Genomic DNA, 14,427 nt, shown 5'->3' with positions numbered 1-14,427 from the left:
TGCCAAATATAAAAGTTAATTAATTTCATTAAAGGCCATTCAACTCATTAAGTAGTTGCTCCAACGAGTGTTCGTCGCTGATCAATACTTCACGGGCCTTGCTGCCTTCAAATGGACCAACAATACCTGCTGCTTCCAACTGATCAATTAGTCGCCCAGCTCGATTATAACCGAGCTTTAGTTTTCGCTGAACGAGAGAAGTGCTTCCTTGCTGATGCATGACTATGAGTCGTGCAGCATCTTCAAAGAGCACGTCCCTATCTTTTAAGTCAACATCTCCGAGACTACTGTCGCTTTCTTCACCAACGAATTCTGGCAACAAATATGCTGAATCATAGCCTTGTTGGTCACCAACAAATTCACAAATCCGATCTACCTCTGGTGTATCTACGAATCCACATTGTAAACGAATAATGTCTGAACCAAGTGATAGGAGCATGTCTCCCATACCCACTAATTGTTCTGCACCACCGGCATCAAGAATGGTTCTGGAATCTATTTTCGAAGTTACTCGAAAAGATAACCTGGCCGGGAAGTTAGCCTTGATTACACCTGTGATCACATTGACAGATGGGCGCTGTGTGGCAACGACCAAATGAATACCTATGGCTCTGGCTAATTGTGCCAGTCGGGCGATTGGAGTTTCTACTTCCTTACCTGCTGTCATCATTAAATCGGCTAACTCATCGATCACAAGAACTATGTAAGGCAAGAACTTGTGACCTTTATTTGGATTGAGCTTTCGCTCAACAAATTTCTGGTTGTACTCTTTAAGGTTTCGACAAGCCGCATTTTTGAGCAGATCATAGCGGTTGTCCATTTCGATACACAAAGAGTTCAAAGTATAAATTACTTTCTTCGTATCTGTAATGATTGCCTCATCAGTACCTGGCAGCATCGCCAGAAAGTGCTTTTCAATTTTGTTGAACAATGTCAATTCTACCTTCTTTGGATCCACCAGGACAAACTTCAATTGAGAAGGATGTTTTTTGTAGATCAATGAAGTCAACAGAATATTCAAACCAACAGATTTACCCTGACCAGTGGCTCCGGCCATAAGTAAGTGAGGCATTTTGGCTAAATCAGTCACATAGACCTCATTTGAAATCGTTTTACCCAGCACTATAGGAAGCTCATAGGTACTTTTCATGAACTTTTCGGTGGTCAGAATTGACTTTACATCCACCATTTCACGATTCTTGTTAGGTACTTCAATACCTATGGTGCCTTTGCCAGGAATTGGCGCAATGATCCTGATGCCAAGTGCTGCCAGGCTCAAGGCAATGTCATCTTCAAGGTTCTTTATTTTTGAGATTTTTACACCGGCCTCCGGAACAATTTCATAGAGTGTCACGGTAGGTCCGATTGTAGCCTTGATACTTGAGATGCCGATCTTAAAGTTGATCAATGTCTCTACAATTTTATCCTTGTTTTGTTCCAGTTCTTCTTTAGAAACCTGCACATTTTTTTCCGGGTAGTCAATAAGTAAATCCGGTGTTGGATATACATACTTGGCTAAATCCAGAGTAGGATCGTAGTTCTCTAGTTGGTCGGTTACTTGTTCTTTGACTTCAGGTTTTTCTACTTCGAGCGCCAGGTCGTCTTCCTTTTCTATTACGGGCGGTGTTGGTTTATTCCGTGATGCAGGTTTATCGGTGGGCTCATCCACGTCCAGAACCAAATCTGGTTTGTCTTGTTTTTTAGCAGCTGGCTTTTTAGTTTCTACTTTCCATTCTTCAGCTTCCTCCGGCTCCTGAGTTAAGGCTTCGGCTTCTTCTTTTTCCACTTCTTCCTTGATGGCTTCCACTACCGCTGCGATGGTATCTGAATCGTTGGCATCAGATAGATCTCCCTCTCCTGAACCTTCTACTTCCATGTCCTCTTCAGCTATTTGGTCCAGTCTGCTATCAAGTGTGGGTATACTTCCAAGTCCAACCATTCTGGTGATATTGAAAAAATAAATAGAGAATACCGCTAAGGCAAATAATAGAAACAAGAGGGTACCCCAGCCCATCAAACTGTCGAATAAAATCGCCAATTCGAACCCGGTACCACCACCAAGGAAACCCCAGATGTTGATCCGTTCGGAATTGATCATGAAGTAACCAATAAATATGCTTACCCATAGCAGGAAGAATATGGTGAACCAAAATGATTTTGAGATGGGAAGAATTTCTCTGTCAAAAACAATCTTATATCCAATCAAAAACAGAAATGGAGGAATCAAAAAAGAAGCAATGCCGAAGAACTGATAGATAAAATAATGAGCGGTGTAGGCACCGAAGAGTCCCAACCAGTTTTCAGCCTCCAAACCTGAAGCTTTAAGGCCAGTCTCTGCAATATTTCCCATTAGACTTTGGTCCGCCTTGCCTGTAAACAGGTAGGAGATAAATGCAGTGAGTAAGAACAAACTAGAAATAAGCGTCAAAAACCCTAACGACAAGTGAAATCTTCTGTCATTCAAAAAGCCTATGGATAGAGAGGGTAGCTTAAACTGTCTTTTCTCCTTCGTTTGGTTCTTAAAAGTATTCTTGGCCATTTATGTGGATTTGGAAATGTAAATTAATCAAAATGGGCACAAATGTTAACCCCGAGATTCGATCATTTAGTGGCTGATTCGGAAAGGGTTTTGTTGATGGCTGAGATCAAGGCTGGCCCCTCATAAATGAACCCGCTATAGACTTGCACCAAGCTCGCACCGGACGCTATTTTTTCTAACGCAGATACACCTGAGTTTATTCCCCCTACACCAATAATAGGAAATGATCCATTTGATCTTTCATGTAAAAATCGAATGACTTCGGTAGACTTGGATTGTACAGGCTTTCCACTCAACCCACCCGCTCCAATGGATGTTACTGTCGTTTCTGAAGTCAACAAGCCTGATCGGTCTATAGTGGTATTAGTAGCGATTACTCCGTCAATTCTGGTCTCATTTACAATATCAATAATATCTAGTAATTGCTCCTCTGTAAGATCCGGGGCTATTTTTAGCAAGATAGGTTTGGTGGTTGGCCTCTTATTGTTTTCCTTCATCAAGGTATTCAAAATGTTGGATAACGGTTTTTTCTCTTGTAATTCACGCAGGCCGGGCGTGTTAGGAGAGCTAACATTGACCACAAAATAGTCCACTACATCGAACAGCTCATTGAAGCAGATGATATAGTCGTTTACGGCTTCTTCGTTTGGTGTGATTTTGTTTTTCCCAATATTGCCACCAACGAGAATATTGGATTTTCTTTTTTGAAGTCTTTTTTTAATGACTTCAACACCATCATTATTAAAGCCCATGCGATTGATGAGGGCCTCATCTTTCCTTAGTCTGAATAGCCTTGGTTTTGGATTACCGGGTTGTGGTTTGGGTGTAATGGTACCTATTTCTACAAAACCAAATCCCATAGCTGCGAACATATCAATAGCCTCTGCATTTTTATCCAAACCTGCCGCCAATCCCACCTTATTGGGAAAATCCAATCCAAATAGTTGTGTCGACTTGGTGTCTTTTTTTTGGCTATATACCAAAGAAAAAAGACCGCGCCCAAAAGGAATGACATTGATCAACTTGAGCAAGAAGAAGGTGAGGTGATGTGCCTTTTCCGGTTGGAATAGAAATAAAAAGGGGCGGAGTAAAGTCTTATACATAGTCTGTAATTCTTGCGACGCAAAGCTAAATTTTTATCTGCTATTCTTAATTGGAAGTTGGAGATTTAGTTCAGCTCCTTGGATGAAACTCTTTGATCGTTTGTTTGAGATAATCCCTATCCAGATGAGTATAAATCTCGGTGGTGGTAATAGACTCATGGCCCAGCATTTCCTGGACGGCCCGTAGATCAGCGCCACCTTCGATCAGGTGTGTCGCAAATGAGTGTCTGAAAGTATGCGGGCTGATGGTCTTATTTAATCCAATCTTTATTGTCAGATTTTTGATAATCGTATAAATCATCACTCGAGTGAGCTGAGCACCTCGCCTGTTCAAAAAAACGAAATGTTCATGGCCTTTTTTGATGTTCACATGACAACGTACCTGCTCGATATAAATGTTAATGTGTTTCAGCGCTTCACGCCCAATGGGAACAAGTCGTTCTTTATTTCCTTTGCCAATTACACGCAGAAAACCTATATCATCCAGTACACAATTCATTTGAAGGTTGACTAACTCCGATACTCGAAGTCCAGAGCTATAGAGTGTTTCGAGCATGGCTCTATTCCTGGGGCCTTCAGGAGTGGACAAGTCAATGGCAGCGAATAAGGAATCAATTTCCTGAATGTTGAGTGTGTCTGGTAGTTTGCGCCCCAATTTGGGAGCTTCAATTAGCTCTGACGGGTCCTTATCCAGATCGCCTTCAAATACTAAATATTTGAAGAATGACTTGATCCCTGAGACAATGCGAGCCTGCGAATAGGCAGACATGCCCAACTCATGGATGTATTCCAACAAATCCCTAATATCAGAGTCTTTGACGGCAAGCGGTCCGGCATCAGAGCCATGAAGGGATAGAAACTGCTCCAATTTCACAATATCCTGCACATAAGCCTCCACAGAGTTTGGTGCCAGAGAGCGTTCCAGCTGCAGATAGGATTTGAATTGACTGATATAAAATTTCCAGGACATTGGCGAGTTGAATATGAGAGTAAAAATGAGTGAATTTCCGAAACTCTCCAATTTTGTCATAATTATATCCTCCGGAAGTTTATTTTTGAACCTTAGACTTTGAATCATTAAATTTTAATATGCAAATACTCATTCTCAACGGACCGAATCTAAACCTGCTTGGGAAGCGTGAGCCGGAGATTTACGGACATGAGACTTTCGAAGATTATTTTGAGCATCTGAAAATCAAATTTCCTGATGTAGCATTGGAATATTTACAAACCAATCACGAAGGCGTCATGATAGACAAAATCCATGAAGTGGGGTTTGAATTTGACGGTATAGTATTAAACGCGGGAGGATATACCCATACCTCTGTAGCTCTGGCCGATGCTGTAAAAGGAGTCACTACTCCAGTAGTAGAAGTGCATATTTCCAATGTCATGGAGCGTGAGGCATTTAGGCACCATAGTTATCTTACTCCAGTATGTGCGGCACACTACATCGGTTTAGGATTGGATGGATATAAAGAAGGAATTAAATTTTTAGTAGACAACAAGTGATGCAATTGAGTTTTACAGAAATATTATCCGTGTCCTTGATCCTGTTTTCAATCATAGACATCATGGGGAATATCCCAATCGTCATAGATTTAAGAAAAAAGACGGGAAAGATACACAGCGGCAAGGCCACGATTGTAGCTGGCATTATTATGATTATTTTTCTCTTTCTTGGAGAGAAAATATTGGGCTTGTTGGGGATAGATGTGGGCTCATTTGCTATAGCCGGTGCTTTGATTATGTTTTTGATCGGCATGGAAATGGTATTGGGAATAGAATTGTTTAAAACAGATCCTGATGCTCCAGCTTCATCTTCGATTGTGCCAATCGCCTTTCCGCTCATCGCTGGCCCCGGTACCATGACCTCATTGATTTCACTGAGGGCAGAATATGAGCTGACCAATGTGTTGGTGGGTATCATCATAAATCTGGTTTTGATTTACGTAGTTCTAAAATCTTCATCATGGTTGGAAAAAAAGATTGGTCATGCAGGTTTCAATGTGATCAGAAAAGTCTTTGGCATTATTCTCCTGGCCATTTCAATTAAACTCTTTAAGAATGGCCTGGCCATTTGGTAATTACCTCCTTTTATGACTAGTCCTCGCATTGTAATTTATACTGATGGTTCATCCCGTGGTAATCCGGGCCCTGGGGGCTACGGAACCGTTCTTTTAGCCAAAGGTCACCGAAAGGAGCTATCAGAAGGCTTTCGCAAAACCACCAACAATCGCATGGAGCTCCTGGCAGTAATCAAAGGCCTGGAAGCGCTTAAAGTGATCAATGCAGAGATCTTGATCTACTCAGACTCCAAATATGTAGTGGATGCAGTAGAAAAGGGCTGGCTCTGGGGCTGGGTTAAAAAAGGCTTCAAAGACAAGAAAAACCGAGACCTCTGGGAGCGGTTCATTCCCGCCTACAAGCGAAACAAAGTCACCTTCAAATGGGTGAAAGGTCATGCCGGTATTCCGGAAAATGAACGTTGTGATGAGTTGGCGGTCGAAGCGGCCTCAGCACCTAATCTTCCTGCCGACCAGGCTTTTGAGAATGGGGTGAATGATTTTTGAAATTCGCTTGTAGCGGCAGACAAAATTTAATCTCCAAACCCAAGTCACCATCATTTCCGTTCACAGTATTTGTGAAAATGGGTTTACATTTTTGAGGAGGTATGAAAAAGCTGATCACGTATCAAATAGACGCCTTTACCAAGGAGAAATTCAAAGGCAACCCAGCAGGGGTTGTTGTGAATGCCGATGGATTGAATGAGATCCAAATGCAGCGAATAGCAAGAGAGCTAAACAATTCGGAGACGGCCTTTCTTTTTTCTCCAGATAGTAGCGATTGTGACGGAGTCATCAGATACTTCACGCCAAGTACGGAAGTACCCATCTGTGGACATGCCACCATAGCAGCCATGTATGCACTTGCTATCGAAAGAGAATTTGAATCCTGTATCTTAAATTTTAAAACTCAGGTAGGTATTCTTCCATTCGAGATCATTAAGAATAACGAAGACTACCAGGTGATCATGACTCAGGGCAAAGTTGAATACAGTCCTGCCTTGAATGATTTGGTGACCAAGAAACTGATAACGGCATTGGGTTTAAACCCATCTGATTTGGACGTAAAATGCCCAATTCAGATCGCATCCACCGGACATTCGAAGGTGATGATTGGGATTAAAAGTAGGGCAAGGCTCAATCAACTTACTCCGGATTTTTCGACCTTGTCTGAACTCAGTGAACGGATAAATTGCAATGGGTATTTTGTCTTTACGTTTGATTCAGACGATGGGGACATTCTTACTCACGGGAGGATGTTTGCCCCGGCCATCGGTATCAATGAAGACCCTGTAACAGGTAATGCCAACGGACCATTAGGTGCTTACTTGATTCAAAATAGAATTGTTGATTTTCAAGATGGTTTATTTGAGTTTAATGGAGGTCAGGGAGAACAAATGGGTAGGCAAGGATTTGTAAAAGTAAGCGTCAGTATTGAAAATAAAATACCAACCTTGGTTCAAATAAAGGGAGATGCAGTTGTTGTGTTTAGGACTGAGTTAACCCTGGAATAATTAAAAAAACAAATGATTACAGCAATTAGAGAAATGCTACCTGCTGATGTTGAAAGAGTGGTTGACTACTTTGTTCAGGCGACCCAAGACTTTCTAAGGGGCATGGGTGCAGATAAAAGCAAATTGCCAGAGAGAGCCAATTGGATTGAAAGAATCAAGCATGAGTTAGATATACCTTTTGATCAAAAGGAAATCTATTACGTGATCTGGCAAGTAGACGGTAGAGCCATTGGACATTCCAATGTCAATCAAATCGAATTCGGTAAGCATGCTTCCATGCACTTGCATATTTGGGAAAGCAAAGACAGACAAGGAGGGAACGGGCTTGATCTGGTCAGGCAAACGATACCGATTTACTTTGATAAATTTAGGTTGGAAAAACTAATTTGCGAACCTTATGCACTCAACCCTGCCCCAAATAGGGCTTTGGAGAAGGTCGGATTTGAATTTATCAGGAGCTACGAAACCATTCCAGGTATCATATGTTTTCACCAGTTGGTGAATAGATATGAAATGTCTAGAATTAGATTTGACGAAGTGAATTAGATTTGATAAAAAATATCAATAGCATCAACGAGAAAAAAACTGTACAAAGCAAGGAAAATCAGCTAACCGAACATTTTTTCAGAAATGAATATGGGAAAATGGTAGCTGTAGTTGCCAAATACCTGGGAGCAGAACATGTTGAAAGCGCTGAAGATATTGTGCAAGATTCTCTTTTGGTTGCAGTCGAATATTGGCAACATCATGGTATTCCCGAAAATCCCAGCGGGTGGCTCTATACAACGGCCAAAAACAAGACCTTCAACTATCTAAAACACCAGAAGCACAAAAGAAAATTTGAAAAGGAGAGTGATACAGACGAAGCAGTTCATTTCAATTTTTCTGACGAACAGATCGCAGACGAGCAATTGCGAATGATGTTTGCTTGCTGCAATCCTTCTATTTCGGAAGAAGTGCAAATCACATTGATTTTGAAAATCCTTTGTGGATTTAGCATTTCCGAAATCTCAGCTGCTTTTTTCACGAATACAGATACCATCAATAAACGTCTGGTTCGTGGAAGAAAAAAGTTGAGGTCAGTTGATTTATCAATAGTTTCCGAAGAAAGGATCAGCAAAAATTGCGACGTGGTTTTAGAAGCTATTTACCTCCTGTTCAATGAAGGGTATTTACCCAACCGAAAAAACCAGTCTATCCGTACCGACCTTTGCCTCGAGGCGATCAGACTTACGCATATACTCGCTTCTCACCCAATAATTACCCAAAAAGTGCATTGCCATGCATTTTTAGCCCTCATGTATTTGAATGCTTCTCGTTTTGAGGCTAGGGTTAATGAAAATGAAGGGACCCTTGAAATGGAAAAGGTGGATAGGTCTTTATGGAATAAAACGCTAATCGACAAAGGACTTTATCATCTGGAAGAGGCGCAGCAGCAGGGAATTGTATCAAACTACTTACTTATGGCGAGCATTTCTGCCAATCACTGCATAGCACCAAGTTTCGAGGAAACCAATTGGAAGGAAATACTAGCCCTATATGACGCGTGGTTGACAATGGAGGATACGGCAATCATTAGATTGAATAGGTCGGTGGCTCTTTCGAAAGTGCACGGTGATGATTCGGCTATTGCAGAGTTGAAACTATTGGAAACTCGGATTGATTTGAAAGATAACTATTTACTTCATTCAACGCTTGGTGAACTCCATAGAAATGCTAATCACAATGAAAAAGCAATTTCACACTTTGAAAGAGCAATTAAACTGGCAGATAATGAACGAGACAAGACTTTTTTAAAGAAAAAACTGAAGGGGGTTGTCCCTCTTTAGTAGTCTCAGTTGTAATGAGGGTATAAACTTTTAAAAAAAATAGATTATGAAAGAATTCATGGTATTTATTAGAAACGAAGGCAACCCTATTACCGACCTTTCGCCAGAGCAACAGCAAGCGCATGTACAAAAAGTAGGAGCATATATCAAACGTTTGGCAGAAGCTGGAAAAATGAAAGCCGCTCAGCCGTTGGAAATGGAAGGCGTTTTGGTCGCTCAAAAAAATGGAGGATTTGTTGATGGTCCTTTTAATGAAACAAAGGAGGTAATTTCAGGTTACTATCACTTGGTGGCCGATTCATTGAAAGAAGCAATCCAAATGGCTAAAGAAGATCCGAGATTTGAAGATGGCGAATGGAGACTGGAAGTCAGGCCCATTATGAAGGTTGATGGAATTAATTAAAGCTTCGAGCTAAAATCCAAAGGGTATTTGAGAGCTCTTTGGGTTTTTTTGATCAAATCAATCTTTCCAAAATCTTATCTCTGCTTAAAAATTCCTAATATTTGACTTAAAAAAATCAGTGGCTAACACCTACTTCCAATTCAAACAATTCACTGTACATCAAGACCAATGTGCAATGAAAGTAAGCACAGAAGCTTGTATTCTCGGTGCATGGGTGCCAGACTTGAGGCCCACTCGCATACTTGATATTGGGACAGGTACTGGACTTCTATCTCTCATGCTGGCACAGCGGATGGATGCCCCGATAGATGCTGTGGAGTTGGATGGCCATGCGTCAGAGCAGGCTCAGCAAAATGTGTCCGAATCACTGTGGGCGAACCGTATCAAAGTCATAAATGAGAATATTTTTAACCATGCTAAAACTATTGATCAAACATATGATCTCATCATTTCCAATCCTCCTTTCTTTACCAATAGTCTGAAATCAGGAATTGATAATAAAAACCTCGCCAAACATGATACTTCAGACTTCGATAAAACTAATTTGGCGTTGGTACTTAAAGATTTACTTTCTGAAGAAGGAAGAGCCTTCATTCTATATCCTGAGTTGGAGACGAAACAATTTAAGCTTGAGGCAGAGAAGGCCGGGTTGTTTTGTTTACCCGCTTTGATTATTCGAAACCAACCCAATGGACCCGTTTTTCGTGTGATTTCGAGAATAACAAAATATCAAGAGGCAATTGAGGCTGACGAATTGAATATTAGAGAGGGACGGATATATTCGATGGCTTTCAACAAGTTGATGCGTACTTATTACCTGAAGTACTAGCCAAATGATCTTTGAAAAATGATGATCAGTACAATGACTGCAGTCGTGAAAATCATAAATGATATAAACGCTGACCCATACACGACTAGAGCCTTTAGTATAGATTTGAACGTAATACTTTCAGTATAGAACAAACTGATGCAAACCGTATAATAGATGATGGCCACTGCATTAACAATGCTAAGACTTTTGTAACCGCTTAACGCAAAAAAAAGGAATCCGATAATGTTAAAAATAATTGCTTGACCAAGAATGAAAAATGCAAAAACTGTGCTTTCGAGCACGTTAAATTTTGATTTTTTGAACCAGATACTTCCCCAAATCCCTAAAAAAGGAACCATCAGAACCGCTATGTATTGAAGGTTGCTATAGATTTTACTTTTGATTATTCTACCGAGTGCTTTTGCTTCTGAATTTTTCGTGGTTCCGGTTTCGTCGATGATTGAATCTGAAATTTCTTCTGTTTTGGGAAAATAATCAGCCACCTCATAACCAGAGATTTCGATCAACAGAAGTAGTATTGCAAATATCAAAAAATAGTAGCCCACTGGCCCGACATATTTTCCGCGAATACCTTTGATGTATTCTTGAGCAACAAGAGCAGGGTTTTTTGTAAGACCAATAACTGTTCTAGGAAATGCTCCATCCAGTCCATACACACGACTAAAGAAATCGCTAAAGAACGAACTTAGTGTAAGTCTCTGAATATTTTGTTTCTGGCCACATTTCGAACAGTAATTATCGGAAGTGGGTTCACCACATTGGATGCAAGATTTCATAGGCACTGTCTGCATTGCACTTCAATTATAAAGAATCTGAGGCACAAAAAAAGCGAGAGATTGATATCCCTCGCTTTTCTATTCTTTTAAAGTCGTTCTTACTCTTCGATTTCTAATTGAGAAACTTCTTTGTCAAGTACAACTTCTTCTTCGACTTCTTCAGTACTGTTTTTTGAAGTACAACAAGCTTTAGTGCATCCAGCTGCACAAGTTTTTTTGTCATCCATTTTAGCATGACATGCTGCAGTACAAGCACCTTCGTGCTTGCATCCCATCATTTCAATTTTAGCTTCAGCCGCGTGGCCACCGGTGCCGTAGACTTCACCCAAAATAGGAGCAATTACCAGTCCTACCAAACATGTCAATTTGATCAGGATGTTCATAGATGGCCCTGAAGTATCTTTAAAAGGATCACCAACTGTATCACCAGTAACGGCCGCCTTGTGCGCATCAGACCCTTTATAAGTCATCTCGCCATTGATCATGACACCCGCTTCGAAAGACTTCTTAGCGTTGTCCCACGCACCACCTGCGTTGTTTTGGAAGATGGCCCACATCACGCCGGATACGGCAACACCTGCCATATATGAACCTAATGCTTCAGGTCCCATGGCAAATCCAATGATGATTGGAGTAACGATAGTTAAAGCACCAGGAAGCATCATTTCCTTCAAGGCAGCCTGAGTTGAAATCTCAACACATCTGGCGTGATCTGGCTTGCCGGTTCCTTCTAATATGCCCGGAATTTCTTTGAACTGACGTCTGACTTCCATTACCATTTCCATGGCAGCTTTACCCACAGATTTCATAGCCAATGCTGAGAAAACCACTGGAATCATACCACCAATGAATAATGCAGCTAATACATCAGCCTTGAAAATGTTGATACCATCGATACCCGTAAAAGTTACGTAAGCGGCGAAAAGTGCTAGTGCAGTCAAGGCTGCAGAAGCGATCGCGAATCCTTTTCCAACCGCTGCAGTTGTGTTTCCAACGGCATCAAGGATGTCGGTTCTTTCTCTCACTTCTTTTGGCAATTCGCTCATTTCAGCAACTCCGCCAGCGTTGTCTGCGATAGGTCCGAATGCATCAATAGCCAACTGCATGGCCGTTGTCGCCATCATGGCTGAAGCTGCAATTGCTACTCCGTAGAATCCAGCTAAGGCATAAGAACCCCAAATTGCTACAGCGAAAAGAATTACAGAAGAGAAAGTAGAAATCATACCAACAGATAGGCCGGCAATAATGTTAGTCGCAGCACCTGTTGATGAGTTTTGTACAATATCCATAACTGGCTTTTTTCCAAGCGCAGTGTAATATTCTGTGAAAAGTGAAATTAAGTATCCAACTGACAGGCCTACCAAAGTAGCGTAGAATACGTGCCTGCTAGGGATGTCTTTTACTCCTTCACCAAAGAAAGCCATGCCTGTGATAGTTTCAGGAAGCAACCAGTCAACCAAAAACCAACCTGCTACGGCGGAAATTAAAATTGCCGCAATGTTTCCAGTATTTAGAGCCTTTTGCACTTGAGCTTCTTTCGCTTCATTATCTTTTACACCGATAAGGAAAGTTCCTATGATCGATGCAACAATGCCAACACCGGCAATCATGATAGGCAATAGGATAGGGCCCATGCCATAAAAAGTATCTAACACTACCCCTGCATCGGCCATGTCTTTGATAATATAGTTACCCAATACCATGGAAGCTAAAACAGTGGCCACATAAGAACCGAAAAGGTCAGCACCCATGCCGGCTACGTCTCCTACGTTATCTCCAACGTTATCCGCAATCGTTGCAGGATTTCTAGGATCATCTTCTGGAATACCAGCTTCTACTTTTCCTACAAGATCAGCGCCTACATCTGCAGCTTTAGTATAAATACCTCCACCTACTCGAGCGAAAAGTGCTATAGACTCGGCTCCTAATGAGAAACCGGCAAGGGCTTCCAATACCATAGTCATGTCGCCGTAGAAAGTGCCATTGCCCATGAACATGTTGACAAAGACAAGGAAGAATAAACTTAAACCAAGTACAGCCAATCCGGCTACACCAAGTCCCATGACAGTACCACCGCCGAAAGAAACTTTCAAAGCGTTAGGTAAGCTTGTTCTGGCAGCTTCTGTAGTTCTGGCGTTAGCTTCTGTGGCTATTCGCATGCCAATGTTGCCAGCTGCCGCAGAAAATACTGCACCTACAACAAATGCCGGAACAATCATCCAGCTGGTTGACTCTACTATAGTAGAGATTCCGAATAGTGCTAATGAAGCTGCCACTACGAAGATGGCCAGCAATCTGTATTCGGCACTCAAGAAAGCCAAAGCTCCTTCTTTGATGTTTTTTGAGATTTCTTGCATCTTCTCATTTCCAGGACTTTGTTTTTTTACCCATGCCATTTTTATAAGCATGAATACAAGTCCCAGACAGGCCAATGCTATTGGCACATAAATCAAATTACTCATATCTTTTCCTAGAATTTTTTAAACTCTTATTTAAAATTAAAAGAGGGCGAAAAAGCCCTCTTTTTTAAACCAGCGCAAAGATAAGAGATCGGCCTAGAATAAAAAATATTGTCGCTAAGGGAATAGGGACGAACTGTGGTTGGCTGTATTTTACATTTTAATGCACTATTTCAACACTCGTCGAATTTCAGTCTTGAAATAGGATTGAATAGAAAATAGTTTCAGGATTATTGCGTACTTTACGATCTAAAATCGATTAATAAAGTACCAAGTAAGCAAATTTCATGGAAGTGAAAACAACAGCAATTCCAAGTATGCTAGTGATCATTGTCTCTATAGGTATACTGCATCTAGTAAATATGATTCATGATGAATTAACTATCGAGCGGGCCATGGAACCTGTAAGACACTTGTCAGATGCTCGCCATTTGATTGTAAATGGGGACTATAATGGAGCAATAAAAGAGCTTGATGATGCGATGATGGAAATGAGGGTGATTGAACAGTATACTGATAGTTCTTCAGCTGCGCATATGGAACGCGCAGTGGAGGATTTGGAAATTGTTGAGAGAGAAATCAGAAGTGATTCACTTGTAGTTACTGATCTGAATAAAGCCTTTTTCAACGCTTTGAATTCTATCGCTCATGCCTGTATGACTATTTCTGAACATAATCTTGACCAGGGAGACAGATATAAAGCCATGCGTTTCATGAATGCTACGTTTGCCGAGATGATTGCTTCTTTGAAATTTGTGAATTCAGATGAGCTGAAACATAGAGAAGAAAAGGTGATTGCGCACGTAAGAGAGATTTTGGACAACATGGAAGCTTCAGAATACACCTATCGATTTGATTATGATCATATCAATCATGAACTTGAAGAATTGATAGAAAAATAAAGTA

General features: G+C 41.0%; 14 protein-coding genes. 9 read left to right on the top strand and 5 right to left on the bottom strand.

All coding sequences use genetic code 11. From position 1 onward, the window contains the following. Positions 1-28 precede the first annotated feature (28 nt). From ABJD64_RS15680 to xerD, 3 genes are all read right to left on the bottom strand, one after another. Positions 29-2,539, bottom strand: a complete 2,511-nt coding sequence (locus ABJD64_RS15680; protein ID WP_348183194.1) for a DNA translocase FtsK 4TM domain-containing protein — start codon at positions 2,537-2,539, stop codon at positions 29-31. Between the two features lie 62 nt (positions 2,540-2,601). Next, positions 2,602-3,642 (bottom strand): quinone-dependent dihydroorotate dehydrogenase, encoded by a 1,041-nt coding sequence (locus ABJD64_RS15675; RefSeq protein WP_348183192.1) that lies wholly within the window; start codon positions 3,640-3,642, stop codon positions 2,602-2,604. Positions 3,643-3,712: 70 nt separating this feature from the next. Then, positions 3,713-4,612 carry a site-specific tyrosine recombinase XerD gene (xerD, locus tag ABJD64_RS15670; protein WP_348183190.1) on the bottom strand — a complete coding sequence of 300 codons (900 nt, stop codon included), beginning with the start codon at positions 4,610-4,612 and terminating at the stop codon, positions 3,713-3,715. A 119-nt stretch (positions 4,613-4,731) separates the two neighbouring features. Between xerD and aroQ the strand changes: the two genes are divergently transcribed. From aroQ to ABJD64_RS15630, 8 genes are all read left to right on the top strand, one after another. Beyond that, on the top strand, positions 4,732-5,154 hold the full coding sequence (gene aroQ / locus ABJD64_RS15665; RefSeq protein WP_348183188.1) for a type II 3-dehydroquinate dehydratase: 423 nt from the start codon (positions 4,732-4,734) through the stop codon (positions 5,152-5,154). Further along, on the top strand, positions 5,154-5,729 hold the full coding sequence (locus ABJD64_RS15660) for a MarC family protein (protein ID WP_348183186.1): 576 nt from the start codon (positions 5,154-5,156) through the stop codon (positions 5,727-5,729). The genes aroQ and ABJD64_RS15660 overlap by 1 nt, the downstream gene beginning before the upstream one ends. Positions 5,730-5,741: 12 nt before the next feature. Continuing rightward, complete coding sequence (gene rnhA / locus ABJD64_RS15655) at positions 5,742-6,215, top strand: ribonuclease HI (protein WP_348183184.1); 474 nt, start codon at positions 5,742-5,744, stop codon at positions 6,213-6,215. 101 nt (positions 6,216-6,316) lie between these two features. Continuing rightward, the gene (locus ABJD64_RS15650) at positions 6,317-7,222 is read left to right on the top strand and encodes a PhzF family isomerase (protein ID WP_348183182.1); all 906 of its coding nucleotides are present in this window, start codon (positions 6,317-6,319) and stop codon (positions 7,220-7,222) included. 12 nt (positions 7,223-7,234) lie between these two features. Continuing rightward, the gene (locus ABJD64_RS15645; RefSeq protein ID WP_348183180.1) at positions 7,235-7,768 is read left to right on the top strand and encodes a GNAT family protein; all 534 of its coding nucleotides are present in this window, start codon (positions 7,235-7,237) and stop codon (positions 7,766-7,768) included. 2 nt (positions 7,769-7,770) lie between these two features. After that, a complete protein-coding gene (locus tag ABJD64_RS15640) occupies positions 7,771-9,051 on the top strand; it encodes a sigma-70 family RNA polymerase sigma factor (protein WP_348183178.1) in 1,281 nt (426 codons plus the stop codon). A gap of 46 nt (positions 9,052-9,097) precedes the next feature. Further along, positions 9,098-9,454 carry a YciI family protein gene (locus ABJD64_RS15635; protein ID WP_348183176.1) on the top strand — a complete coding sequence of 119 codons (357 nt, stop codon included), beginning with the start codon at positions 9,098-9,100 and terminating at the stop codon, positions 9,452-9,454. Between the two features lie 175 nt (positions 9,455-9,629). After that, positions 9,630-10,283 (top strand): methyltransferase, encoded by a 654-nt coding sequence (locus tag ABJD64_RS15630; RefSeq protein WP_348183174.1) that lies wholly within the window; start codon positions 9,630-9,632, stop codon positions 10,281-10,283. Here the strand turns inward: ABJD64_RS15630 and ABJD64_RS15625 are convergent. Together ABJD64_RS15625 and ABJD64_RS15620 are read right to left on the bottom strand one after the other, a co-directional pair. Next, positions 10,280-11,062, bottom strand: a complete 783-nt coding sequence (locus tag ABJD64_RS15625) for a DUF3667 domain-containing protein (RefSeq protein ID WP_348183172.1) — start codon at positions 11,060-11,062, stop codon at positions 10,280-10,282. The two genes, ABJD64_RS15630 and ABJD64_RS15625, sit on opposite strands and share 4 nt — an antisense overlap. Before the next feature lie 98 nt (positions 11,063-11,160). Then, the gene (locus ABJD64_RS15620) at positions 11,161-13,524 is read right to left on the bottom strand and encodes a sodium-translocating pyrophosphatase (protein WP_348183170.1); all 2,364 of its coding nucleotides are present in this window, start codon (positions 13,522-13,524) and stop codon (positions 11,161-11,163) included. A gap of 290 nt (positions 13,525-13,814) precedes the next feature. Between ABJD64_RS15620 and ABJD64_RS15615 the strand changes: the two genes are divergently transcribed. Beyond that, complete coding sequence (locus ABJD64_RS15615) at positions 13,815-14,423, top strand: hypothetical protein (RefSeq protein ID WP_348183168.1); 609 nt, start codon at positions 13,815-13,817, stop codon at positions 14,421-14,423. Positions 14,424-14,427 lie beyond the last annotated feature (4 nt).

It is taken from the genome of Reichenbachiella sp., from assembly GCF_039944555.1.
Taxonomy (GTDB): Bacteria; Bacteroidota; Bacteroidia; order Cytophagales; family Cyclobacteriaceae; genus Reichenbachiella.
Note: the sequence above shows the minus strand (reverse complement) of the source record. Positions and strands in the feature narration are given on the sequence as shown.